Source organism: Pseudomonas sp. UBA6562 (assembly GCF_002434265.1).
Taxonomy (GTDB): Bacteria; Pseudomonadota; Gammaproteobacteria; order Pseudomonadales; family Pseudomonadaceae; genus Aquipseudomonas.
The window spans coordinates 184213-207470 of sequence record NZ_DJJS01000008.1; the positions used below are offsets into that span (position 1 = coordinate 184213).

At 64.4% G+C, this 23258-nt stretch carries 21 protein-coding genes; 19 read left to right on the plus strand and 2 right to left on the minus strand.

From position 1 onward, the window contains the following. Positions 1 to 87 precede the first annotated feature (87 nt). From B4M43_RS16565 to B4M43_RS16595, 7 genes are all read left to right on the plus strand, one after another. A complete protein-coding gene (locus B4M43_RS16565) occupies positions 88 to 528 on the plus strand; it encodes an NUDIX hydrolase (RefSeq protein ID WP_296268560.1) in 441 nt (146 codons plus the stop codon). 57 nt (positions 529 to 585) lie between these two features. After that, positions 586 to 1710 (plus strand): tRNA 2-thiouridine(34) synthase MnmA, encoded by a 1125-nt coding sequence (mnmA, locus tag B4M43_RS16570; protein ID WP_296268561.1) that lies wholly within the window; start codon positions 586 to 588, stop codon positions 1708 to 1710. Further along, positions 1707 to 2327 (plus strand): high frequency lysogenization protein HflD, encoded by a 621-nt coding sequence (hflD, locus tag B4M43_RS16575; protein ID WP_296268562.1) that lies wholly within the window; start codon positions 1707 to 1709, stop codon positions 2325 to 2327. The genes mnmA and hflD overlap by 4 nt, the downstream gene beginning before the upstream one ends. Positions 2328 to 2539: 212 nt before the next feature. Further along, positions 2540 to 3910 carry an adenylosuccinate lyase gene (gene purB, locus B4M43_RS16580; protein WP_296268563.1) on the plus strand — a complete coding sequence of 457 codons (1371 nt, stop codon included), beginning with the start codon at positions 2540 to 2542 and terminating at the stop codon, positions 3908 to 3910. Positions 3911 to 3991: 81 nt separating this feature from the next. After that, the gene (locus tag B4M43_RS16585) at positions 3992 to 5158 is read left to right on the plus strand and encodes a cupin domain-containing protein (protein ID WP_296268564.1); all 1167 of its coding nucleotides are present in this window, start codon (positions 3992 to 3994) and stop codon (positions 5156 to 5158) included. Continuing rightward, on the plus strand, positions 5151 to 5588 hold the full coding sequence (locus B4M43_RS16590; RefSeq protein WP_296268565.1) for a GNAT family N-acetyltransferase: 438 nt from the start codon (positions 5151 to 5153) through the stop codon (positions 5586 to 5588). Before B4M43_RS16585 ends, B4M43_RS16590 begins: the two co-directional genes overlap by 8 nt. Before the next feature lie 158 nt (positions 5589 to 5746). Continuing rightward, entirely contained in the window at positions 5747 to 7720 is a 1974-nt protein-coding gene (locus tag B4M43_RS16595; protein WP_296268566.1) for a DNA topoisomerase III, read from the plus strand. 11 nt (positions 7721 to 7731) lie between these two features. Here B4M43_RS16595 and B4M43_RS16600 read toward each other — a convergent pair whose 3' ends face one another. Continuing rightward, a complete protein-coding gene (locus B4M43_RS16600) occupies positions 7732 to 8028 on the minus strand; it encodes a hypothetical protein (protein WP_296268567.1) in 297 nt (98 codons plus the stop codon). 150 nt (positions 8029 to 8178) lie between these two features. On the opposite strand from B4M43_RS16600, the gene B4M43_RS16605 reads away from it, so the two are divergent. Further along, positions 8179 to 8607 (plus strand): hypothetical protein, encoded by a 429-nt coding sequence (locus B4M43_RS16605; RefSeq protein ID WP_296268568.1) that lies wholly within the window; start codon positions 8179 to 8181, stop codon positions 8605 to 8607. A gap of 47 nt (positions 8608 to 8654) precedes the next feature. Here B4M43_RS16605 and B4M43_RS16610 read toward each other — a convergent pair whose 3' ends face one another. After that, positions 8655 to 10097 (minus strand): SulP family inorganic anion transporter, encoded by a 1443-nt coding sequence (locus tag B4M43_RS16610; RefSeq protein WP_296268569.1) that lies wholly within the window; start codon positions 10095 to 10097, stop codon positions 8655 to 8657. A 191-nt stretch (positions 10098 to 10288) separates the two neighbouring features. On the opposite strand from B4M43_RS16610, the gene B4M43_RS16615 reads away from it, so the two are divergent. The 11 genes from B4M43_RS16615 to nuoJ all read left to right on the plus strand — a co-directional run bounded on the left by B4M43_RS16615 (position 10289) and on the right by nuoJ (position 23257). Beyond that, the gene (locus B4M43_RS16615; RefSeq protein ID WP_296268570.1) at positions 10289 to 11023 is read left to right on the plus strand and encodes a secretin N-terminal domain-containing protein; all 735 of its coding nucleotides are present in this window, start codon (positions 10289 to 10291) and stop codon (positions 11021 to 11023) included. 483 nt (positions 11024 to 11506) lie between these two features. Beyond that, positions 11507 to 12832, plus strand: a complete 1326-nt coding sequence (gene aceA, locus B4M43_RS16620) for an isocitrate lyase (RefSeq protein WP_296268571.1) — start codon at positions 11507 to 11509, stop codon at positions 12830 to 12832. A gap of 665 nt (positions 12833 to 13497) precedes the next feature. Further along, positions 13498 to 13911 carry an NADH-quinone oxidoreductase subunit A gene (locus B4M43_RS16625; protein ID WP_028693710.1) on the plus strand — a complete coding sequence of 138 codons (414 nt, stop codon included), beginning with the start codon at positions 13498 to 13500 and terminating at the stop codon, positions 13909 to 13911. A 10-nt stretch (positions 13912 to 13921) separates the two neighbouring features. Beyond that, on the plus strand, positions 13922 to 14599 hold the full coding sequence (locus B4M43_RS16630; protein ID WP_296268572.1) for an NADH-quinone oxidoreductase subunit B: 678 nt from the start codon (positions 13922 to 13924) through the stop codon (positions 14597 to 14599). A 78-nt stretch (positions 14600 to 14677) separates the two neighbouring features. After that, positions 14678 to 16459: an NADH-quinone oxidoreductase subunit C/D gene (gene nuoC, locus B4M43_RS16635; protein WP_296268573.1), complete on the plus strand. Its 1782-nt coding sequence runs from the start codon at positions 14678 to 14680 to the stop codon at positions 16457 to 16459. Between the two features lie 2 nt (positions 16460 to 16461). After that, positions 16462 to 16959: an NADH-quinone oxidoreductase subunit NuoE gene (gene nuoE, locus B4M43_RS16640; RefSeq protein WP_296268574.1), complete on the plus strand. Its 498-nt coding sequence runs from the start codon at positions 16462 to 16464 to the stop codon at positions 16957 to 16959. Then, complete coding sequence (gene nuoF, locus B4M43_RS16645) at positions 16956 to 18335, plus strand: NADH-quinone oxidoreductase subunit NuoF (protein WP_296268575.1); 1380 nt, start codon at positions 16956 to 16958, stop codon at positions 18333 to 18335. Before nuoE ends, nuoF begins: the two co-directional genes overlap by 4 nt. Positions 18336 to 18467: 132 nt before the next feature. Further along, on the plus strand, positions 18468 to 21182 hold the full coding sequence (nuoG, locus tag B4M43_RS16650) for an NADH-quinone oxidoreductase subunit NuoG (RefSeq protein WP_296268576.1): 2715 nt from the start codon (positions 18468 to 18470) through the stop codon (positions 21180 to 21182). After that, a complete protein-coding gene (gene nuoH, locus B4M43_RS16655; RefSeq protein ID WP_296268577.1) occupies positions 21179 to 22186 on the plus strand; it encodes an NADH-quinone oxidoreductase subunit NuoH in 1008 nt (335 codons plus the stop codon). Before nuoG ends, nuoH begins: the two co-directional genes overlap by 4 nt. An 11-nt stretch (positions 22187 to 22197) precedes the next feature. After that, positions 22198 to 22746: an NADH-quinone oxidoreductase subunit NuoI gene (gene nuoI / locus B4M43_RS16660; RefSeq protein ID WP_296268578.1), complete on the plus strand. Its 549-nt coding sequence runs from the start codon at positions 22198 to 22200 to the stop codon at positions 22744 to 22746. A gap of 10 nt (positions 22747 to 22756) precedes the next feature. Then, on the plus strand, positions 22757 to 23257 hold the full coding sequence (nuoJ, locus tag B4M43_RS16665) for an NADH-quinone oxidoreductase subunit J (protein ID WP_296268579.1): 501 nt from the start codon (positions 22757 to 22759) through the stop codon (positions 23255 to 23257). The last annotated feature ends 1 nt before the right edge of the window (position 23258 follow it).

A 23258-nucleotide genomic window follows, 5' to 3' on the forward strand; every position in this document is an offset into this window, starting at 1 on the left:
TTACCACGAACCCCGGCCACGCACCGGGGTTCGTGCTTTCCGGACGCCGCCGCGCGCCCACGACGCCCCCTTACCGAGGAACGGAGCATGACCTGGCAACCCCACATCACCGTCGCCACCGTCGTCGAGCACGCAGGCAAGTTCCTGTTCGTCGAGGAGTTCAAGGCCGGCAAGCACGTGTTCAACCAACCGGCCGGCCATCTGGAGCCGAACGAGAGCCTGCGCCAGGCGGCGCTGCGCGAAACCCTGGAAGAAACCGCCTGGGACGTGGAGCTGACCGGCGTGGTGGGCATCTACCTGTACACCGCCCCCAGCAACGGCGTGACCTACCAGCGCGTCTGCTTCGCCGCCCGTCCGCTGCGCCACCACGCCGAGCGCCCGCTGGACAGCGACATCCAGCGGGCATTGTGGCTCAGCCGTGACGAACTGCTGGCCGACCCTGCGCGCTGGCGCAGCGAGCTGGTGCCGCGCTGCCTCGACGATTACCTGGCCGGCCCTCTGCACAGCCTGGACCTGCTGCGCGACTGACGTGCGGCCGACAGCCTGATAGAATCGGCGTTTTTTCTCTGATACACGCCGGTAATCATGACCAACCCAGCACGTAAAGACCCCGCCCAGACCCGCGTCATCGTCGGCATGTCCGGCGGCGTGGACTCGTCCGTTTCCGCCGTCCTGCTCATGCAGCAGGGCTACCAGGTGGAAGGGCTGTTCATGAAGAACTGGGAAGAGGACGACGGCACCGAGTACTGCACCGCCCGCGAAGATCTGGCCGACGCCCAGGCCGTGTGCGACCGCATCGGCATCAAGCTGCACACTGCCAACTTCGCCGTCGAATACTGGGACAACGTGTTCGAGCACTTCCTCGAAGAGTACAAGGCCGGTCGCACGCCCAACCCGGACATCCTCTGCAACCGGGAAATCAAGTTCAAGGCCTTCCTCGACTATGCACTGTCGCTGGGCGCCGACCTGATCGCCACCGGCCACTACGTACGCCGCCGCGACACCGGTGCCGTGACCGAGCTGCTCAAGGGCCTGGACCCGAACAAGGACCAGAGCTATTTCCTGCACGCGGTCGGCGGCAGCGAAATCGCCCGCACGCTGTTCCCGGTCGGCGAGCTGGAAAAACCGGCGGTACGCGCCATTGCCGAGCAGCATGGCCTGGCCACGGCGAAGAAGAAGGACTCCACTGGTATCTGCTTCATCGGCGAGCGACGTTTCAGCGATTTCCTAAAGCAATACCTGCCCGCTCAACCGGGGGAGATCCAGACCACCGAGGGCGAGGTGATCGGCCGCCACCATGGCTTGATGTACCACACCATCGGCCAGCGCCAGGGTTTGGGCATCGGCGGCTTGAAAGACGCCGGCGACGAGCCGTGGTACGTGCTGGAAAAAGACCTGGTGCGCAACGTGCTGGTGGTGGGCCAGGGCAACGAACACCCGTGGCTATTCTCCCGCGCCTTGCTGGCCTCGGAGATTTTCTGGGTCAATCCGGTCGACCTCGCCGCCCCACGCTACCTGACCGCCAAGGTGCGCTACCGCCAGGGCGACCAGAGCTGCACCCTCGAACGCAGCGAAACCGGGTACCGCGCCGTGTTCGACGAACCGCAACGCGCCGTCACGCCCGGCCAGTCGGTGGTGTTCTACGACGGCGAGGTGTGCCTGGGCGGCGGCGTGATCGAAGCGGCCGAGCCATGGAGCCCGCGCCCATGAGCACGCTCAAGGAGCAGTTGATCGCTTTGGGCGGTGTGTTCCAGGCGGCCGTCCTGGTCGACCAACTGGCCCGCACCGGCCAGGCGAGCGAGGCGAACCTGGGCTGCATGCTGGGCAGTCTGCTGGTGCGCGACCCCAAGGACACCCTGGAGGTATTCGGGGGCGACGACCTCAACCTGCGCGAGGGGTACCGCGCGCTGGTCGGCGCCCTGGAGCGCGATCCGGCCATCCTGCAGCGCGAACCGCTGCGCTATGCGCTGTCGATGCTGAATCTGGAGCGGCAGTTGGCCAAGCGCGGCGACATGCTCGAACTGATCGGCAAGCGCCTGCCGCAGATCCAGTCACAGGCCGACCACTTCGGGCTGGTGCACGATAACGTCATCGCTTCCAGCGGCGCGCTGTACCAGGACACCCTCAGCACCTTGCGCCAGCGCATCCAGGTGCATGGCGACTCGCGCTTCCTGCAACAGGCCAACAACGCTTCGAAGATCCGGGCGCTGCTGCTGGCCGGGATTCGTGCGGCGCGGCTTTGGCGGCAGCTGGGCGGGCATCGCTGGCAGCTGGTGTTCAGTCGGCGCAAGCTGCTCAACGAGCTGTATGACCTGATGCGCGCCTGACCCCCCTCTCTTCAACGCCTACAAACCCCAGCGCTGTAGGAAGGCGTGTCTATAACGGGGCACCTATGGCGCCGGCCGCCTGCCTGCGCTCAGCCATCCGCCTCCAGCGCTTGGTGGTTCGCGTCCGTGACCTTCGGTCCGCCACAAGACGCGGGGAGCAAATTCGTGTACGATGTGCGCCCTCCAAAAGCCCGACTGTCCGAGAACACCCCATGCAGCTCTCCTCGCTCACTGCGGTTTCCCCTGTAGACGGCCGCTACGCCGGCAAAACCCAGGCCTTGCGCCCCATCTTCAGCGAGTACGGCCTGATCCGTTTCCGCGCCCTGGTCGAGGTGCGCTGGCTCCAGCGCCTGGCCGCCCATCCGCAGATCGCTGAAGTCCCGGCCTTCTCCGCCGAAGCCAACGCCGTGCTCGACGCACTGGCCAACGACTTCCAGCTGGAGCATGCCGAGCGCGTCAAGGACATCGAGCGCACCACCAACCACGACGTCAAGGCCATCGAGTACCTGCTCAAGGAGCAGGCCGCGAAATTGCCGGAACTGGCCAAGGTCAGCGAGTTCATCCACTTCGCCTGCACCAGCGAAGACATCAACAACCTCTCCCATGCCCTGATGCTGCGCGCCGGCCGGGACGAGGTGCTGCTGCCGCTGATGCGCCAGATCGCCGACGCCATCCGCGCCCAGGCCCACGCCCACGCCGAAGTGCCGATGCTCTCGCGCACCCACGGCCAACCGGCCTCGCCCACCACCCTGGGCAAAGAGCTGGCCAACGTCGTCTACCGCCTGGAGCGGCAGATCGCGCAAGTGGCCGCCGTGCCGCTGCTGGGCAAGATCAACGGCGCCGTGGGCAACTACAACGCCCACCTCTCGGCCTACTCGCAGATCGACTGGGAAGCCAACGCCCGCGCCTTCATCGAAGACGAGCTGGGGCTGCAGTTCAACCCCTACACCACGCAGATCGAGCCGCACGACTACATCGCCGAGCTGTTCGACGCCATCGCGCGCTTCAACACCATCCTCATCGACTTCGACCGTGACGTCTGGGGCTACATCTCGCTGGGCTACTTCAAGCAGAAGACCGTGGCCGGCGAAATCGGCTCTTCGACCATGCCGCACAAGGTCAACCCGATCGACTTCGAAAACTCCGAAGGCAACCTGGGCATCGCCAACGCGCTGTTCCAGCACCTGGCCAGCAAGCTGCCGATCTCGCGCTGGCAGCGCGACCTCACCGACTCCACCGTGCTGCGCAACCTGGGCGTGGGCTTCGCCCATAGCGTCATCGCCTACGAAGCCAGCCTCAAGGGCATCGGCAAGCTGGAAATCAACACCGCGCGCATCGCCGCCGACCTGGACGCCTGCTGGGAAGTACTGGCCGAGCCGATCCAGACGGTCATGCGCCGCTTCAACATCGAAAACCCCTACGAGAAGCTCAAAGAGCTGACCCGTGGCAAAGGCATCACCCCCGAGGCCCTGCTGAACTTCATCGACGGGCTGGACATGCCTGCCGAAGCCAAGGCCGAGCTCAAGCAACTGACCCCGGCCAGCTACATCGGCAACGCCGTGGCCCAGGCCAAACGCATCTAAGCGACCCGTCGCGCCTAACGCCCGGCCTCGCCGGGCGTTTTTATTGGCGAACGAAAATCTTCTTTTTTCAATAGGTTGAACATGAATTCTGATACTCCACTGCAGCTGCTGGGCGGCTTGACGGCGCGCGAATTTCTGCGTGATTACTGGCAGAAGAAGCCTCTGCTGGTACGCCAGGCCTTCAGCGATTTCGAGAGCCCGATCGACCCGGACGAGCTGGCCGGCTTGGCGCTGGAGGAGGAAGTCGAATCGCGCCTGGTGCTCGAACACGGCGAGCGTCCCTGGGAGTTGCGCCGCGGCCCGTTCGCCGAAGATGCCTTCGCCGATCTGCCCGAGCGCGACTGGACACTGCTGGTACAGGCAGTAGACCAGTTCGTGCCGGAAGTGGCGGAGCTGCTGGAGCACTTCCGCTTCCTGCCGAGCTGGCGCATCGACGACGTGATGATTAGCTACGCCGCCCCTGGCGGCAGCGTCGGCCCGCACTTCGACAACTACGATGTGTTCTTGCTGCAAGGCCATGGCAAGCGCAACTGGAAACTGGGGCAGATGTGCGACAGCGACAGCGCCCTGCTCGACCACGCCGACCTGCGCATCCTGGCCGACTTCGAGCAGTCCGAGGAGATGGTGCTCGAACCGGGCGACATGCTCTACCTGCCGCCGCGTCTGGCCCACTACGGTGTGGCCGAAGACGCTTGCCTGACCTACTCGGTCGGCTTCCGCGCGCCGAGCGCGGCCGAAGTGCTGACGCATTTCACCGACTTCCTCAGCCAGTTCCTGCCGGATGAGGCGCGCTACAGCGACGCCGACGCGCAGCCGGTGAACGATCCGCACCAGATCCAGCACGATGCGCTGGACCGCCTCAAAGCGCTGCTGGCCGAGCACATGGGCGACGAGCGTCTGCTGCTGACCTGGTTCGGCCAGTTCATGACCGAGCCGCGCTACCCCGAGCAGGTCACCGGCGAGGCGCTGAGCGACGCCGACCTGTTCGCCGCCTTGGAGCAAGGTGCGCTGTTGATCCGCAACCCCAGCGCACGCATGGCCTGGTCGGAAATGGACGCCGATCTGGTGCTGTTCGCCAGCGGCCAGAGCCGACTGCTGTCCGGTCACCTGCGCGAACTGCTCAAGCTGATCTGCGCCGCCGACGCCCTGCACAGCGACAATCTGGAGCCATGGCTGCAGGACGAGGAAGCCACGCAGCTGCTGTGCCAGCTCGTCCAGCAAGGCAGCTTGGGGTTCGCCGATGAATAAGATCCGTGTGCGCACAGCCGACTGGCAGCAGGACAATGCCGAGCTGCGCCGCATCCGCGAAGCGGTGTTCGTCGCCGAGCAACAGGTGCCGCCGGAGCTCGAATGGGACGCCGACGACCAGGGCGCCGTGCATTTCCTGGCGCTCGAAGGCGACTACCCGGTAGGCACGGCCCGCCTGCTGGCCGACGGCACCATCGGCCGCGTCGCGGTGCTCAAGGACTGGCGCGGCCTGAAGGTCGGCGATGCGTTGATGCAGGCGGCGATCCGGGAGGCCGAAGCGCGCCAGCTGACGCCGCAGAAGCTCAGCGCCCAGGTGCATGCCACGGCGTTCTACGAGCGCCTGGGCTTTCGCGTGGTGAGCGAGGAGTTCCTCGAAGCCGGCATTCCACATGTGGACATGGTACGCGAGGCAGCCGAGCCACTCGGCTGAACGCCGCCAGACATGAGGGCCGCCATGCGGCCCCGATCCACGTGCACGCTTATTCCTGTTGCAATATAAAGCTGTACATCCATCCAGATAAAACTTGCCTACGCGCTCTGGGTTGCGCATCCTAGCAGCCATGATTTCCTGACGAAGCGTTTCCGGTCATGCGCGTGTTTCTGTGTGAAAAACCCTCCCAGGCCAAGGACATCGCCAAGGTCCTCGGCGCCCATCGTCGTGGCGATGGCTGCTGGCAAGGCACCGACGTGTGCGTCACCTGGTGCATCGGCCACCTGCTCGAAACCGCGCCGCCCGATACCTACGACGCCCGCTACAAACGCTGGGTGCTCGAAGACCTGCCGATCATCCCCGAACACTGGAAGATGCTGGTCAAGCCCAAGACCGCCAGCCAGTTCAAGGTGGTCAAGCAATTGCTCAAGCAGGCCCGAGAGCTGGTGATCGCGACCGACGCCGACCGCGAAGGCGAAATGATCGCCCGCGAACTAGTGGAGCACTGCCGCTACCGCGGCCCGATCAAGCGCTTGTGGCTGTCGGCGCTGGACGACGCCTCGATCCGCAAGGCCCTGGAGCGCCTGCTGCCCGGCGAGGAGACCTTCAACCTCTACCACTCGGCGCTGGGCCGTTCGCGCGCCGACTGGCTGATCGGCATGAACATGAGCCGCCTGTTCACGTTGCTAGGCCGCCAATCCGGCTATCAGGGCGTGCTTCCGGTGGGCCGGGTGCAAACCCCGACGCTGCGCATGGTGGTCGATCGCGACCGCAGCATCACGCAGTTCGTACCGGTGGAGTTCTGGGCCATCGAGGTGCAGCTGGGCCATGCCGGCCAGTTCTTCACCGCGCAGTGGCGGGCGCCGGAAGAGACCAGCGACGACCAAGGGCGCTGCCTGAGCAAAGCGGTCGCGCAGGCCGCGGCGGACGCCATGCAAGCCGCCGGCATCGCCCATGTCAGCAAGATCGACACCGAACGGGTACGCGAAGTGGCGCCCCTGCCCTTCGACCTCGGTACCCTGCAGGAGGTGTGCTCGAAAAAGCTCGGCCTGGGCGCCCAGGAAACCCTCGACATCGCCCAGGCGCTGTACGAAACCCACAAGCTGATCACCTACCCGCGCAGCGACTGCGGCTACCTGCCACTCAGCCAGCACAGCGAGGCGGCCGGCATCCTCGCTGCGTTGCAACGTGCCGACGCCAGCCTCGCGCCGTTGCGGCCATACCTGGACGCCACGCGCCGCTCGCGGGCCTGGAACGACGGCAAGGTCACCGCCCACCACGGCATCATCCCCACGGCCGTGGCCAGCGACCCTTTGCGCCTGCCGAGCAAGCATAAAGCCGTGTATACGCTGGTGCGCGCCCGTTACCTGGCCCAGTTCCTGCCCAATCACGAGTTCGACCGCACCCAGGCCGATTTCGATTGCGCGGGCCATTGCCTGCGCGCGGTGGGCAAGCAGATCGTCGAACTGGGCTGGCGTCGCGCCCTGCCCGAGGCGCTGACGCCAAGCAAGGGCCGCGAACCGGCACCCACCCAGGTGCTCCCGGTATTGCGCCAGGGGCAGGCGTGCAGCGTCGAGCAGGTGCAACTGAAGAACCTATGGACCCAACCGCCCAAACCGCTGACCGAAGGCGATCTGATCAAGGCGATGAAGAACGTCGCCAAGCTGGTCAGCGACCCTCTGCTCAAGCAGAAGCTCAAGGACACCACCGGCATCGGCACCGAAGCGACGCGCGCCAGCATCATCCAGGGCCTGATCGACCGCGGCTATCTGAGCAAGCAAGGCAAGTCGCTGGCCGCCACGCCCGCAGCTTATGGCCTGATCGACGCGGTTCCGCGCGCGATCGCCGACCCTGGCACCACCGCCATTTGGGAACAAGCGCTGGAGATGGTGCAAAACGGTGAGATGACCCTGGATGCGTTCGTCGAACGGCAATCGGCCTGGATGACCAAGTTGGTGCAGCGTTGCGCGGGGTTGCGCGTGGTCATCACCGGTCCGCCCTTGGGTGCGGCCGGCCAGAGCCCACCGTGGAAGAAGAAACGCGGCGCGAAGAGCAAAGGCGCATCGACCGGGTCACGTGCTTCCTCAGCGCCCTCACGGCCACGCAAGCGCAAGCCCGATGGCGATGCGTGAGAGCTCGAACCTTACAGACCAAGCTCTTCGGGAGTGAGCATGTCGCATTCGAAGGCGATCCAGCCGCCTTCGAGCTCGGCATGGCCATTGACGATAGGGCCGTAGTAGGCCAAGCCGTTTTCCAGCGTCACGCAGATGTGCGTGGGCGTTTCGGGGGCCGCCAGGGTGTCGACGAAATGCACCTTCTTCAGGGTTTCGGTGACCGCCTCCAAGCCGATGCGGACATGGGGGTTTTCCGAAGCCTCGACGTCACCGGCGTAGTTTTCGGTGCTGACAGTGATGGTGGCGATGTGGGGATAGGTGCTCAAGCGGGTCGACCTCGGTGGCAATGGGAAAGCGCTACAGGGCGCGTAGGGTACGGCAGCGCCACGCACTTGTCTCTAGCCCGCCGATGGTCTCGCCTGCCGCGATCTGGTAGGGTGCCCGCCGATCGATGCACCACCTACGAGGACACCCGAGTGAGTACCGAACAACCCATGACCGCTGACTTGTTCGAGACCGACAAGCGCCTGACGCTCAAGCCCGTGGTGGAATTCAACGGCTACCTGCGCAGTGCCTTCGGCGATGGCCCCTGCACCTGCCACCGCTGCGCCGAAAACGGCGGCGAGCAGCCTGACTACAGCCATTTGCACACCTTTAGCTTCGACGGCAAAGCCGTGCATCGGCGCTTCGCCAGCACGGCGGCCAGCGATGTGCTCAATCGCCTGAAAAAGGCCTGGCTGTCCTACACCCAGAAAGACCTGCAACCCTTGGGCGTGCTGGACTTGGACGTGCTTAAAACCTTCACAGAAAGCGCACTGCACGAGCGCTTGCTGACCCTGCTCAGCGCCAGCGGCCTGGCCATCGAAGCGCAGGGCCAGTGGCACTTGCAGGCCTTGGCGGACTGACCCGCTCGCCTGCACGGCGCCTCATAGCGCGCCGTGCATCGCAGTGATCAGTGCCGCTCGCCCGCGCGGTGCAGCAGTTTTTTGCAACGTTCGGACAGGTGCACCACACGCAAATGCTTACCGGCCTTGTCGTAGCGCTGGCGCAGGGTCTGCAACGCCGCCACGGCCGAGTAGTCGACGAAACTCAGGTGCTGACAGTCCAGCGTCACCTGGGCCGGATCGCCGGCCGGATCGAACTGATTGAGAAACGGCGCGGTGGAAGCGAAGAACAGTGTGCCGCGTACCTGGTAACGCTTGCTGCCGTCGGCCTCGATCTGACTATCGGCGTACAGCTCGCGCGCATGTTGCCAAGCGAAGTTGATGGCGGCGATGACGATGCCGAACAAGACGGCGGCGGCAAGGTCGGTCAGTACGGTCACCACCGTCACCGCAACGATGGCCAGCACGTCGCTGGCCGGCACCTTGTGCAGGACACGCAGCGAGGCCCAGGCGAAGGTCTGCTGGGCCACCACGAACATCACGCCGACCAGGGCCGCCAGCGGAATGCGCTCGATCAGCGGCGACAGGAACAGCACGAACAGCAGGATCATCACCCCCGCCACCACCCCGGACAGCCGTCCGCGACCGCCCGAACTCAAGTTGATCACCGTCTGTCCGATCATCGCGCAGCCGCCCATGCCACCGAACAACCCAGAGACCATGTTGGCCGCACCGAGCGCCACGCACTCACGGTCCGGGAAGCCGCGGCTCTCGGTGATTTCGTCGGTCAGGTTGAGGGTCAGCAGGGTTTCCAGCAGGCCGACCATGGCCATCAGCAGCGCATAGGGCGCGATGATCCGCAGCATGTCCAGACTCCACGGCACCTGCGGCCAGGCCAGCGCCGGCAGGCCGCCGGCGATCTGCGCCATATCGCCCAGGGTGCGCGTGGGCAGGTCCAGCAGATACACCAGTAAGCCGACCCCAAGGATCGCCACCAGCGCCGGCGGCACGGTGCGGGTCAGCTTGGGCAGCACGTAGACCACCAGCATGGTCAAGGCGACCAGACCGACCATCAGATACAGTGACGTTCCGGTGAGCCAGTGCTCGCCCGTCTTGAAATGCTCGAGTTGGGCCATGGCGATGACGATCGCCAGGCCATTGACGAAGCCTAGCATGACCGGGTACGGCACCAGGCGGATAAGCTTGCCCAGGCGCAGCAGGCCGAACAGCACCATCAGCGCGCCGCCCAGCAACACGGTGGCCAGGAAATACTGCACACCGTGTTGCACCACCAGCGCGATGATCACTACGGCCATGGAGCCGGCGGCGCCCGAGATCATGCCCGGGCGCCCGCCGAACAAAGCGGTCAGCGTACAGATGATGAAGGCGCCGTACAGGCCCATCAGGGGATTGAGGTGGGCCACCAGGGCGAAGGCGATGCACTCGGGCACCAGGGCGAAAGCAGTGGTCAAGCCGGCCAGCAGGTCGGCGCGAAGTCGGGCGGGTTTCATGAAGGTCCTGTAAGGGTGCGATGGCGGTCGATAGGCCTGAATACCTAGACGCGAATGCAACGAAGAGCCGCGATGTTACGGAATTTGTCAGCAAACGACCACCACACGCCTCCTTCGGGCGGGCGATGACGGGCCGCGCACGCTGCCGATAAGTTTGCCATCATGCAGCATCGCCCCTGGAGACTTGCGCCATGCCGCCACTGCCCCGCTTCGCCCTCCTGCTTCTGGCCGTCAGCCTGTCCAGCCAGGCCGCCACCGAAGTCGTACCGCTGCAACACCGCACCAGCGCGCAACTGCTGCCGACGGCGCAGGCCTTCATCGGCAACGAAGGCACTGTCAGCGCCTTCGAAAACAAATTGGTGGTCAATGCCAGCCAGACCCGCATCGACGAACTGCGCGCCCTGCTGCAACAGCTGGACACCGCCCCCAAGCGCTTGCTGATCAGCGTCGACACCGACGACAGCAACTACCAGGACAACCGCGGCAACGGCCAGGTCATTCGCCATGCCACGCACAACCGTGACGGCGGCCTGCAACAGATCCGCGCCAGCGAAGGAAAACCGGCGCTGATCCAGATGGGCCAGAGCATTCCGGTCACCAGCACCTCCAGCGACGCCTACGGACGTGTGCAGAGCGACACCGAGTACCGCAACGTCACCCAGGGTTTCTACGTCACGCCCAACATCAGCGGTAACAGCGTTCATCTGCAAATCAGCAACAATCATGACCGCATCAGCCAGGAACGTGCCGATGTAGTGAAGGTGCAGAGCAGCGACACGACGGTCACCGGCAACCTAGGCGAATGGATCACGCTGGCCGGTTTCAATCAACAGAGCCAGGCCGACCAGCGTGCTTCGTCGCGTACCTACAGCACCCAGCGTGGCGAAAACATGACGGTGCGGGTCAAGGTCGACTTGGTTGACTAAGCAGGGCGCCGCCTGCACTCGACCGAAGGCCCTGAAACTGACCGAAAAGTCGTATTAGACCAAAGATGTAGTGCCAACAAAAAACCACTACAAAATCGTTGACAGTGGGTTTTTGCCCTAGGCATGATGGCCCCGCTCCCGCTGATCAGGGGCCCCTCATCGGGCCCTCGCGGCGTGCTTCCAGCATCCGGAAGGCGTCGCGTGTCCATCCAGCCCACAAGGCGGTTCGACGAGATTGTGACTGCACTGAAGAAGTTGTCCCGAGGGACGGAAGCGCACCACCGCAGCCACTGGCACCCGCGTCGCGACCGCAGCACGGCATCCACGAGCCAACCTGCCCAGCACGCCCGCCAGCCGACCTGCCCTCCTTCCCGACCTCCGCTCAGTCAGCACAATGCCGCGAACGATGCGACCGCCACGCCCCTGAAATGCGCGCCGAGCCCAGCACCTATTTCACATGACCGATGCGACGAGGTTTTTTCCATGGCACTGACACGCGAACAGCAAATTGCAGCCCTCGAGAAAGACTGGGCCGAGAACCCGCGCTGGAAAGGCGTGACCCGTACCTACACCGCCGCCGATGTCGTGCGCCTGCGCGGTTCGCTGCAACCGGAACACACCCTGGCCCGCGCTGGCGCGGAAAAGCTCTGGAAACTGGTCACCCAAGGCGCCCACCCGTCCTTCCGCCCCGAGAAAGACTTCGTCAACTGCATGGGCGCGCTCACCGGCGGTCAAGCCGTGCAGCAGGTCAAGGCCGGCATCCAGGCCATCTACCTGTCGGGCTGGCAAGTGGCCGCCGACAACAACTCCGCCGAATCCATGTACCCCGACCAGTCGCTGTACCCGGTCGACTCGGTGCCCACCGTGGTCAAGCGCATCAACAACTCGTTCCGCCGCGCCGACCAGATCCAGTGGAAGGCCGGCAAGAACCCAGGCGACGACGGCTACATCGACTACTTCGCGCCGATCGTCGCCGACGCCGAGGCCGGCTTCGGTGGTGTGCTCAACGCCTACGAGCTGATGAAGAGCATGATCGAAGCCGGCGCTGCCGGGGTGCACTTCGAAGACCAACTGGCCTCGGTGAAAAAATGCGGCCACATGGGCGGCAAAGTGCTGGTGCCTACCCAGGAAGCGGTACAGAAACTGGTGGCCGCACGCCTGGCAGCGGACGTGGCCGGCGTGCCGACCATCATCCTGGCGCGTACCGACGCCAACGCCGCCGACCTGCTGACCAGCGATTGCGACCCTTACGACCAGCCATTCGTAGTCGGCGAGCGCACCCGCGAAGGCTTCTATAAAGTGCGCGCCGGCCTCGACCAGGCCATCGCCCGTGGCCTGGCCTACGCGCCCTACGCCGATCTGATCTGGTGCGAGACGGCCAAGCCGGATCTGGACGAAGCCCGCCGCTTCGCCGAAGCGATCAAGAAGGAATACCCGGACCAGCTGCTGTCGTACAACTGCTCGCCATCGTTCAACTGGAAGAAGAACCTCGACGACGCCACCATCGCCAAATTCCAGCGCGAGCTGTCGGCCATGGGCTACAAACACCAGTTCATTACCCTGGCCGGCATCCACAACATGTGGCACGGCATGTTCAACCTGGCCCACGACTACGCCCGCAACGACATGACCGCGTACGTCAAGCTGCAGGAGCAGGAGTTCGCCGACGCCAGCAAGGGCTATACCTTCGTGGCGCATCAACAGGAAGTGGGCACCGGCTACTTCGATGACGTGACCACCGTGATCCAGGGGGGTGCTTCGTCGGTCACCGCCCTCACCGGCTCCACCGAGGAAGAACAGTTCCACTGAGTGCCTGCTCGACACAAGGCCCGGACCGCGCAAGCGCTCCGGGCTTTTTCATGCTTGGGCTGAGCCCCGACATGGAAGACGGGGCTCCCAAACCCGTACATACAGACCTTGGCCGGGCACGCTTCCCAATAGCAGCTATGCTTGGCCCAGGCTTGTCGGGCGCAACGGGTCGCCCTTGAAGTGATCGATTGGTTGCAGCCTTAGGCTTCAACACCGTTTTATGAGCCCGTTCATTGATCTGAGGCGGGATGCCATCGAACGTTTTCCGCTAAAACGTGCGGTCGTCACACGAAACTGGATTATTCGATGAAACGAACTTACCCAGGTAAAGACCAACTAAAACAATCAGGCTTGCACAGATGATATTAATTATCATTACAAGTTAGCGAGCATTACAACCGCCAAGAAAGATAATTGACGAAAACGCGGCTAATGCCCGCCACATCAGGGCTACAGCCAATCAAGAGCGATTTTTGTTCTTAATCCTACGAATAAATTTGCCGGGGTAAATTTACTTGCATAGGGTTTACCCATAAAATCAGCCGAATTGATCCAGCTGCGACATTTCGTCACTGCTTGCGCGACACTAAGTCGCCGCGCCACACGTCGCCGCTCACACTATTTTCAGTTTGCAGGGCCAAGGGCTCTGTATAAGGATTCTCAGCATGCCCGATTCGACAGGACTGATCGCCCACAACTGGGGCCTGGCCATCTTCCTTCTCGGTGTCGTCGGTCTATGCGCCTTCATGCTGGGTCTGTCCAGCCTGCTGGGCAGCAAGGCCTGGGGCCGCGCCAAGAACGAGCCGTTCGAATCCGGCATGCTGCCCACCGGCAGTGCACGCCTGCGCCTGTCGGCGAAATTCTATCTGGTCGCGATGCTCTTCGTGATCTTCGACATCGAAGCCCTCTTTCTCTTTGCCTGGTCTGTGTCCGTCCGCGAAAGCGGCTGGACCGGATTCGTCGAAGCACTCGTTTTCATAGCAATTCTGTTGGCAGGCCTTGTCTACCTATGGCGCGTGGGAGCTCTTGACTGGGCACCGGAAGCGCGCCGCAAGCGGCAAGCGAAGCTGAAACAATGAGGCTTTGGCAATGCAATACAATCTCACCAGAATCGACCCGGATGCGCCCAACGAGCAATATCCGGTCGGCGACCGGGCAACCGTCACCGACCAACTGCTAGAGGACCAGGTCCACAAGAACATCTACATGGGGAAACTCGAAGATGTGCTGCGTGGCGCCGTCAACTGGGGTCGCAAGAACTCCCTCTGGCCGTACAACTTCGGCCTGTCCTGCTGCTACGTGGAAATGACCACGGCCTTCACGGCGCCCCACGACATCGCCCGCTTCGGCGCCGAAGTCATTCGGGCTTCGCCGCGTCAGGCCGACTTCATGGTCATTGCCGGCACCTGTTTCATCAAGATGGCGCCGATCATTCAGCGCCTGTATGAGCAGATGCTCGAACCCAAGTGGGTCATCTCCATGGGTTCGTGCGCCAACTCCGGCGGCATGTACGACATCTACTCGGTCGTTCAGGGGGTCGACAAGTTCCTCCCCGTGGACGTCTACGTGCCGGGCTGCCCGCCTCGCCCCGAAGCGTTCCTGCAAGGCTTGATGCTGTTGCAGGAATCGATCGGCCAGGAGCGACGCCCGCTGTCCTGGGTCGTGGGCGACCAAGGTATCTACCGTGCCGAGATGCCGGCGCAGAAAGACCTGCGCCGCGAGCAGCGTATAGCGGTAACCAACCTGCGCAGCCCCGACGAAGTCTGATCCAGCGACCTGCCGCCCGCTCCACCGGAGCCGGCGGCCTGGCTTCATTCTCTACGTTGAACCAAAGCGACCGAGACCATGACAGCGGACACCGCTATTTTCATTCCGCCTTACAAGGCTGACGACCAAGATGTGGTCGTCGAACTGCACAACCGTTTCGGCGCCGACGCCTTCGTCGCCCAGGAAACGCGCACCGGCATGCCGGTGCTCTGGGTCAAGCGCGCCCAGCTCAAGGAAATCCTGAGCTTCCTGCGTGGCGTGGCCAAGCCCTACAGCATGCTCTACGACCTGCACGGCGTGGACGAGCGCCTGCGCACCCAGCGCCGCGGCCTGCCCGCAGCCGACTTCAGCGTGTTCTACCACCTGCTGTCGATCGAGCGTAACAGCGACGTGATGATCAAGGTCTCGCTCAGCGAGGGCGATCTGAACCTGCCGTCGATCACCAGCATCTGGCCCAACGCCAACTGGTACGAGCGCGAAGTGTGGGACATGTTCGGCATCGACTTCGCCGGCCACCCGCACCTGAGCCGCATCATGATGCCGCCCACCTGGGAAGGTCACCCGCTGCGCAAGGACTACCCGGCCCGCGCCACCGAGTTCGACCCCTATAGTCTGACCCTGGCCAAGCAGCAGCTCGAAGAAGAGTCGGCGCGCTTCAACCCCGAAGCCTGGGGCATGAAGCGCCAGGGCGCCAACGAGGACTACATGTTCCTCAACCTGGGCCCGAACCACCCTTCAGCCCACGGCGCGTTCCGCATCGTGCTGCAACTGGACGGCGAAGAGATCGTCGACTGCGTGCCCGACATCGGCTACCACCACCGTGGCGCCGAGAAGATGGCCGAGCGTCAGTCGTGGCACAGTTTCATCCCCTACACCGACCGCATCGACTACTTGGGCGGGGTGATGAACAACCTGCCCTACGTGCTGGCAGTGGAGAAGCTGGCCGGCATCCAGGTGCCGCAGAAGGTCGACGTGATCCGCATCATGCTCGCCGAGTTCTTCCGCATCACCAGCCACCTGCTGTTCCTGGGCACCTACATCCAGGACGTCGGCGCCATGACCCCGGTGTTCTTCACCTTCACCGACCGTCAGCGCGCCTACACCGTGATCGAAGCCATCACCGGTTTCCGCCTGCATCCGGCCTGGTACCGCATCGGCGGCGTCGCACACGACTTGCCGCGCGGCTGGGACAAGCTGGTCAAGGACTTCGTCGACTGGCTGCCCAAGCGCCTCGACGAGTACACCAAGGCCGCGCTGCAGAACAGCATCCTCAAGGGCCGCACCATCGGCGTCGCGGCCTACAACACCAAGGAAGCGCTGGAATGGGGCACCACCGGTGCCGGCCTGCGCTCCACCGGTTGCGACTTCGACCTGCGCAAGGCGCGCCCCTACTCGGGCTACGAGAACTTCGAATTCGAAGTGCCGCTGGCGCACAACGGCGATGCCTACGACCGCTGCATGGTGCGCGTGGAAGAAATGCGCCAGAGCATCCGCATCATCGACCAGTGCCTGCGCAACATGCCCGAAGGCCCGTACAAGGCGGACCACCCGCTGACCACGCCGCCGCCCAAAGAGCGCACCCTGCAACACATCGAGACCCTGATCACGCACTTCCTGCAAGTGTCGTGGGGCCCGGTCATGCCGGCCAACGAGTCGTTCCAGATGATCGAAGCGACCAAGGGCATCAACAGTTACTACCTGACGAGCGATGGCGGCACCATGAGCTACCGCACCCGTATCCGCACCCCGAGCTACCCGCACCTGCAGCAGATCCCTTCGGTGATCAAAGGCAGCATGGTCGCCGACCTCATCGCGTATCTGGGCAGTATCGACTTCGTTATGGCTGACGTGGACCGCTAAGCATGAACAGCACGCTTATCCAGACTGACCGTTTCGCCCTGAGCGAAGCCGAGCGCTCGGCCATCGAGCACGAGATGCACCACTACGAGGACCCGCGTGCGGCGTCCATCGAAGCCTTGAAGATCGTGCAGAAGGCCCGTGGCTGGGTGCCCGACGGCGCCATCTACGCCATCGGCGAGGTGCTCGGCATTCCGGCCAGCGACGTCGAGGGTGTGGCCACCTTCTACAGCCAGATCTTCCGCCAGCCGGTCGGCCGCCACATCATCCGCGTCTGCGACAGCATGGTCTGCTACATCGGCGGCCATGAATCGGTCGTCAGCCAGATCCAGAGCGAACTGGGCATCGGCCTGGGCCAGACCACCGAAGACGGTCGCTTCACCCTGCTGCCGGTGTGCTGCCTGGGCAACTGCGACAAGGCCCCGGCGCTGATGATCGACGACGACACCTTTGGCGACGTGCAGCCCGCTGGCGTCTCCAAGCTGCTGGAGGGTTACGCATGACCATCACTTCCTTCGGCCCGGCCAACCGCATCGCGCGCAGTGCCGAGACCCATCCGCTGACCTGGCGCCTGCGCGAAGACGGCGAGCCGGTCTGGCTCAGCGAATACCAGAGCAAGAACGGCTATGCCGCCGCGCGTACCGCGCTGGCGCAGCTGTCGCCCGACGAGATCGTGCAGAACGTCAAGGACTCGGGCCTCAAGGGCCGCGGCGGCGCCGGCTTCCCCACCGGGGTGAAGTGGGGCCTGATGCCCAAAGACGAATCCATGAACATCCGCTACCTGCTGTGCAACGCGGACGAGATGGAACCCAACACCTGGAAAGACCGCATGCTGATGGAGCAACAGCCCCATCTACTGATCGAAGGCATGCTGATCAGCGCCCGTGCGCTCAAGGCCTACCGCGGCTACATCTTCCTGCGTGGCGAATACACCACGGCGGCGAAGAACCTCAACCGCGCCATCGACGAGGCCAAGGCCGCCGGCCTGCTGGGCAAGAACGTCCTCGGCTCGGGCTTCGACTTCGAGCTGTTCGTGCACACCGGCGCCGGTCGCTACATCTGTGGCGAAGAGACCGCGCTGATCAACTCCCTCGAAGGCCGACGCGCCAACCCGCGCTCCAAGCCGCCCTTCCCTGCCGCCGTTGGCGTGTGGGGCAAGCCGACCTGCGTGAACAACGTCGAAACCCTGTGCAACGTGCCGGCCATCGTCGCCAACGGCAACGACTGGTACAAGGCGCTGGCACGTGCCGGTAGCGAAGACCACGGCACCAAACTGATGGGCTTCTCCGGCAAGGTGAAGAACCCGGGCCTGTGGGAGCTGCCGTTCGGCGTCACCGCACGCGAGCTGTTCGAAGACTACGCAGGCGGCATGCGCGACGGCTTCACGCTCAAGTGCTGGCAGCCAGGCGGCGCCGGCACCGGCTTCCTCTTGCCCGAACACCTCGAAGCGCAGATGTACGCTGGCGGCATCGCCAAGGTCGGCACGCGCATGGGTACGGGCCTGGCCATGGCCGTGGACCACACCGTCAACATGGTCTCGCTGCTGCGCAACATGGAGGAGTTCTTCGCCCGCGAGTCGTGCGGCTGGTGCACCCCCTGCCGCGACGGCCTGCCCTGGAGCGTGAAGATGCTGCGTTCGCTGGAGCGCGGCCAAGGCCGCGCCGAAGACATCGAGACGCTGCTGGGTCTGGTCAACTTCCTCGGCCCGGGCCGCACCTTCTGCGCCCACGCACCCGGTGCCGTCGAGCCGCTGGGCAGTGCCATCAAATACTTCCGCGAAGAGTTCGAGGCCGGTGTCGCCCCTGCATTCTCAGGCGCCACCTTGAGCCCGAACCTGGCCCATCCGCTGCCGGCCGGGCCGGTGGTGGTCGGCGCATAACAAGATGAAGCGCGGGTGGCCCGTGCCACCTGCCTGCCCGCTGGCCGACCCGAACGATTCGCGGCAGGCCGCGGGCAAACCGATTTCCATTAGCCACGCCTGCTCACGCGGGCCAACGAAGAACTTTGAACCATGGCCACTATCCACGTAGACGGCAAAGCGCTCGAAGTCAACGGTGCGGACAACCTGTTACAGGCTTGTCTGTCGCTTGGCCTCGACATCCCCTATTTCTGCTGGCATCCGGCGCTCGGTAGCGTCGGTGCCTGCCGGCAATGCGCGGTCAAGCAGTACACCGACGAGAACGACACCCGCGGTCGTATCGTCATGTCCTGCATGACCCCCGCCTCCGACGGCACCTGGATTTCCATCGAAGACGACGAATCCAAGGCGTTCCGCGCCAGCGTCGTCGAATGGCTGATGACCAACCACCCGCACGACTGCCCCGTGTGCGAGGAAGGCGGCCATTGCCACTTGCAGGACATGACCGTGATGACCGGTCACAACGAGCGCCGCTACCGCTTCACCAAGCGCACCCACCAGAACCAGGACCTCGGCCCGTTCATCGCCCACGAGATGAACCGCTGCATCGCCTGCTACCGTTGCGTGCGCTACTACAAGGACTACGCCGGCGGCACCGACCTGGGCGTGTACGGCGCCCACGACAACGTCTACTTCGGCCGGGTCGAAGACGGCGTGCTGGAAAGCGAGTTCTCCGGCAACCTGACCGAGGTCTGCCCGACCGGTGTGTTCACCGACAAGACCCACTCCGAGCGCTACAACCGCAAGTGGGACATGCAGTTCGCGCCCAGCATCTGCCATGGCTGCTCGAGCGGCTGCAACATCAGCCCCGGCGAGCGCTACGGCGAGCTGCGCCGCATCGAGAACCGCTTCAACGGCTCGGTGAACCAGTATTTCCTGTGCGACCGTGGCCGCTTCGGCTACGGCTACGTCAACCGCAAGGACCGTCCACGCCAACCGCACCTGGCCGACGGCAGCAAGCTGTCGCTCGACGCGGCCCTCGACAAGGCCGCCGACCTGCTGCGCGGCCGCACCATCGTCGGCATCGGCTCGCCGCGTGCCAGTTTGGAAAGCAACTACGGCCTGCGTGAGCTGGTGGGAGCCGAGTACTTCTACTCGGGTATCGAAGCCGCCGAGCTCGAGCGTGTGCGCCTGGTGCTCGACGTGCTGAACAACAGCCCGCTGCCTGTGCCGACCTTGCGCGACATCGAAGACCACGACGCTGTGTTCGTGCTTGGCGAAGACCTGACCCAGACCGCCGCCCGTGTGGCGCTGTCGGTGCGCCAGGCCACCAAGGGCAAGGCCGAGGCTATGGCCGAAGGCATGAAAGTGCAGCCGTGGCTCGACGCTGCGGTGAAGAACATCGGTCAGCACGCGCTGTACCCGCTGTTCATCGCCTCGCTGACCGACACCAAGCTGGACGACGTCGCCGAAGAGTGCGTACATGCCGCGCCCGTGGACCTGGCCCGCCTCGGCTTCGCCGTAGCCCACGCCATCGACCCGAGCGCGCCTGCCGTCGCCAACCTCGACGAAGACGCCACGGCCCTGGCGCAGCGTATCGCCGACGCGCTGGTCGCCGCCCAGCGTCCGCTGGTCATCGCCGGCACCTCGCTGGCCGAACCTGCCCTGATCGAAGCCGCCGCCAACATCGCCAAGGCGCTTAAGCAGCGCGAGAAGAACGGCTCGCTGAGCCTGGTGGTGCCCGAGGCCAACAGCCTGGGCATGGCCATGTTCGGTGGCGACAGCGCCGATGCTGCGCTGGACGCTGTGATCAGCGGGCAGGCCGACGCCATCGTGGTGCTGGAAAACGACCTGTACGCCCGCCTGCCGGCCGCCAAGGTCGACGCCGCACTGGCCGCCGCCAAAGTGGTGATCGTCGCCGACCACAGCAAGACCCCGACCACCGATCGCGCACACCTGGTGCTGCCTGCCGCCTCCTTCGCCGAAGGCGACGGCACCCTGGTCAGCCTCGAAGGCCGCGCCCAGCGCTTCTTCCAGGTGTTCGACCCGCAGTACCTGGACAGCAGCATCAAGGTCCACGAAGGCTGGCGCTGGATGCATGCCCTGCGTGCCACCCTGCTGAACAAGCCCGTCGACTGGACGCAACTGGACCACGTCACCGAGGCGTGCGCACAGGTCAACCCGCAACTGGCCGGCATCGTCGCCGCCGCACCGAGCGCCGCGTTCCGCATCAAGGGCCTGAAACTGGCCCGCGAGCCGCTGCGCTACTCCGGCCGTACCGCCATGCGCGCCGACATCAGCGTGCATGAGCCACGCACGCCGCAGGACAAGGACACCGCCTTCGCCTTCTCCATGGAAGGCTATTCGGGTTCGGCCGAACCGCGCCAACAGGTGCCGTTCGCCTGGTCGCCGGGCTGGAACTCGCCGCAGGCCTGGAACAAGTTCCAGGACGAAGTCGGCGGCCACTTGCGCGCTGGCGACCCAGGCGTGCGCCTGATCGAATCCCAGGGCGACCGCCTGAGCTGGTTCAACGCTATTCCAGGCGCCTACAACCCAGCCCGCGGCACCTGGACGGCGGTGCCGCTGTTCCACCTGTTCGGCAGCGAAGAGAACTCCTCGCGCGCAGCCCCTGTGCAATCGCGCATCCCCGAAGCCTACGTGGCGCTGGCCAAGTCCGAAGCGGACCGCCTGGGCGTCAACGAAGGCGCCCTGCTCAGCCTGAGCGTGGGCGGTGTCGCGCTGCGCTTGCCGCTGCGCATCTATGAAGCGCTGGGCGCGGGCCTGGTCGCTCTGCCGAAAGGCCTGGCCGGCATTCCGCCGGCCATCTTCGGCGCCACCGTCGAAGGCCTGCAGGAGGCAGCACAATGAGCTGGTTCACCCCCGAAGTGATCGAGGTGATCCTCACCGTCGTGCGCGCCATCGTGGTGCTGCTGGCCGTGGTGGTCTGCGGCGCGCTGCTCAGCTTCGTCGAGCGCCGTCTGCTGGGCTGGTGGCAGGACCGTTACGGTCCGAACCGTGTCGGCCCGTTCGGCATGTTCCAGATCGCTGCCGACATGCTGAAGATGTTCTTCAAGGAAGACTGGAACCCGCCCTTCGTCGACCGTTTCATCTTCACCCTGGCGCCGGTCGTGGCCATGAGCGCGCTGCTGATCGCCTTCGCGGTGATTCCGATCACCCCGGTATGGGGCGTGGCGGACCTGAACATCGGCCTGCTGTTCTTCTTCGCCATGGCGGGGCTGTCGGTGTACGCCGTGCTCTTCGCCGGCTGGTCGTCGAACAACAAGTACGCCCTGCTCGGCAGCCTGCGGGCCTCGGCGCAGACCGTATCGTACGAGGTGTTCCTGGGCCTGGCGCTGATGGGCGTGGTGGTGCAGGTGGGCTCGTTCAACATGCGCGACATCGTCGAGTACCAGGCGCAGAACCTGTGGTTCATCATTCCGCAGTTCTTCGGCTTCTGTACCTTCTTCATCGCCGGCGTTGCCGTGACGCACCGTCACCCGTTCGACCAACCCGAAGCCGAGCAGGAACTGGCCGACGGCTACCACATCGAATATGCCGGCATGAAATGGGGCATGTTCTTCGTCGGCGAGTACATCGGCATCATCCTGGTGTCGGCGCTGCTGGTGACGCTGTTCTTCGGCGGCTGGCACGGTCCGTTCGATTTGCTGCCGCAAGTGCCGTTCCTGTGGTTCGCGCTCAAGACCGCGTTCTTCATCATGCTGTTCATACTGCTGCGCGCCTCGATTCCGCGCCCACGCTATGACCAGGTGATGGATTTCAGCTGGAAATTCTGCCTGCCGCTGACCCTGATCAATTTGCTGGTGACCGCTGCGATCGTGCTTTACAACACGCCAGCCGTCGCGGCCCAGTGAGGATTTGACCCATGTTCAAATATATCGGCCACATCGTGAAAGGCACCGGCACCCAGTTGCGCAGCCTGGCGATGGTGTTCTCCCACGGGTTTCGCAAGCGCGACACCCTGCAATACCCCGAAGAAGCCGTGTACCTGCCGCCGCGCTACCGCGGCCGCATCGTACTCACCCGCGATCCGGACGGTGAAGAGCGTTGCGTTGCCTGCAACCTGTGCGCCGTGGCCTGCCCGGTCGGCTGCATCTCGCTGCAGAAGGCCGAGACCGACGACGGCCGCTGGTACCCCGAGTTCTTCCGCATCAACTTCTCACGCTGCATCTTCTGCGGCCTGTGCGAGGAAGCGTGCCCGACCACTGCGATCCAGCTGACCCCGGATTTCGAGATGGCCGAGTTCAAACGTCAGGACCTGGTCTACGAAAAGGAAGATCTGCTGATCTCCGGCCCCGGCAAGAACCCTGACTACAACTTCTACCGTGTTGCCGGGATGGCGATCGCAGGCAAACCGAAAGGCGCCGCGCAGAACGAAGCCGAGCCGATCAACGTGAAGAGCTTGCTCCCATAAGGACAGAAAGATGGAATTCGCGTTCTACTTCGCATCCGGGATCGCCGTGGTCTCCACCCTTCGGGTGGTGACCGGGACCAACCCCGTGCATGCGCTGCTGTACCTGATCATCTCGCTGATCTCCGTGGCGATGATCTTCTTCTCCCTGGGTGCGCCGTTCGCCGGCGCCCTGGAGGTGATCGCCTACGCCGGCGCCATCATGGTGCTGTTCGTCTTCGTGGTGATGATGCTCAACCTCGGGCCGGCCTCGGTCGCCCAGGAGCGCGGTTGGCTCACCCCAGGCATCTGGGCAGGGCCCGTGCTGCTGGGCGCGCTGCTGTTGATCGAGCTGCTCTACGTGCTGTTCGCCGCGCCAAGCGGTGCCGGCATCAGTGGCGTCACGGTAGACGCCAAAGCCGTGGGCGTGAGCCTGTTCGGCCCTTACCTGCTGGTGGTCGAGCTGGCCTCGATGCTGCTGCTAGCTGCGGCGGTCACCGCCTTCCACCTGGGCCGCAACGAGGCGAAGGAGTAAA

Excerpts from the sequence above, each read along its gene's own strand:
- B4M43_RS16595 (WP_296268566.1), top strand. The coding sequence starts at position 5,747 with ATGCGCGTGTTTCTGTGTGAAAAACCCTCCCAGGCCAAGGACATCGCC.
- mnmA (WP_296268561.1), top strand. The coding sequence starts at position 586 with ATGACCAACCCAGCACGTAAAGACCCCGCCCAGACCCGCGTCATCGTC.
- hflD (WP_296268562.1), top strand. The coding sequence starts at position 1,707 with ATGAGCACGCTCAAGGAGCAGTTGATCGCTTTGGGCGGTGTGTTCCAG.
- B4M43_RS16565 (WP_296268560.1), top strand. The coding sequence starts at position 88 with ATGACCTGGCAACCCCACATCACCGTCGCCACCGTCGTCGAGCACGCA.
- nuoH (WP_296268577.1), top strand. The coding sequence starts at position 21,179 with ATGAGCTGGTTCACCCCCGAAGTGATCGAGGTGATCCTCACCGTCGTG.
- nuoE (WP_296268574.1), top strand. The coding sequence starts at position 16,462 with ATGAACAGCACGCTTATCCAGACTGACCGTTTCGCCCTGAGCGAAGCC.
- B4M43_RS16625 (WP_028693710.1), top strand. The coding sequence starts at position 13,498 with ATGCCCGATTCGACAGGACTGATCGCCCACAACTGGGGCCTGGCCATC.
- nuoG (WP_296268576.1), top strand. The coding sequence starts at position 18,468 with ATGGCCACTATCCACGTAGACGGCAAAGCGCTCGAAGTCAACGGTGCG.
- nuoC (WP_296268573.1), top strand. The coding sequence starts at position 14,678 with ATGACAGCGGACACCGCTATTTTCATTCCGCCTTACAAGGCTGACGAC.
- B4M43_RS16585 (WP_296268564.1), top strand. The coding sequence starts at position 3,992 with ATGAATTCTGATACTCCACTGCAGCTGCTGGGCGGCTTGACGGCGCGC.
- B4M43_RS16630 (WP_296268572.1), top strand. The coding sequence starts at position 13,922 with ATGCAATACAATCTCACCAGAATCGACCCGGATGCGCCCAACGAGCAA.
- nuoF (WP_296268575.1), top strand. The coding sequence starts at position 16,956 with ATGACCATCACTTCCTTCGGCCCGGCCAACCGCATCGCGCGCAGTGCC.
- purB (WP_296268563.1), top strand. The coding sequence starts at position 2,540 with ATGCAGCTCTCCTCGCTCACTGCGGTTTCCCCTGTAGACGGCCGCTAC.
- aceA (WP_296268571.1), top strand. The coding sequence starts at position 11,507 with ATGGCACTGACACGCGAACAGCAAATTGCAGCCCTCGAGAAAGACTGG.
- nuoI (WP_296268578.1), top strand. The coding sequence starts at position 22,198 with ATGTTCAAATATATCGGCCACATCGTGAAAGGCACCGGCACCCAGTTG.
- B4M43_RS16615 (WP_296268570.1), top strand. The coding sequence starts at position 10,289 with ATGCCGCCACTGCCCCGCTTCGCCCTCCTGCTTCTGGCCGTCAGCCTG.
- B4M43_RS16590 (WP_296268565.1), top strand. The coding sequence starts at position 5,151 with ATGAATAAGATCCGTGTGCGCACAGCCGACTGGCAGCAGGACAATGCC.
- nuoJ (WP_296268579.1), top strand. The coding sequence starts at position 22,757 with ATGGAATTCGCGTTCTACTTCGCATCCGGGATCGCCGTGGTCTCCACC.
- B4M43_RS16610 (WP_296268569.1), bottom strand. The coding sequence starts at position 10,097 with ATGAAACCCGCCCGACTTCGCGCCGACCTGCTGGCCGGCTTGACCACT.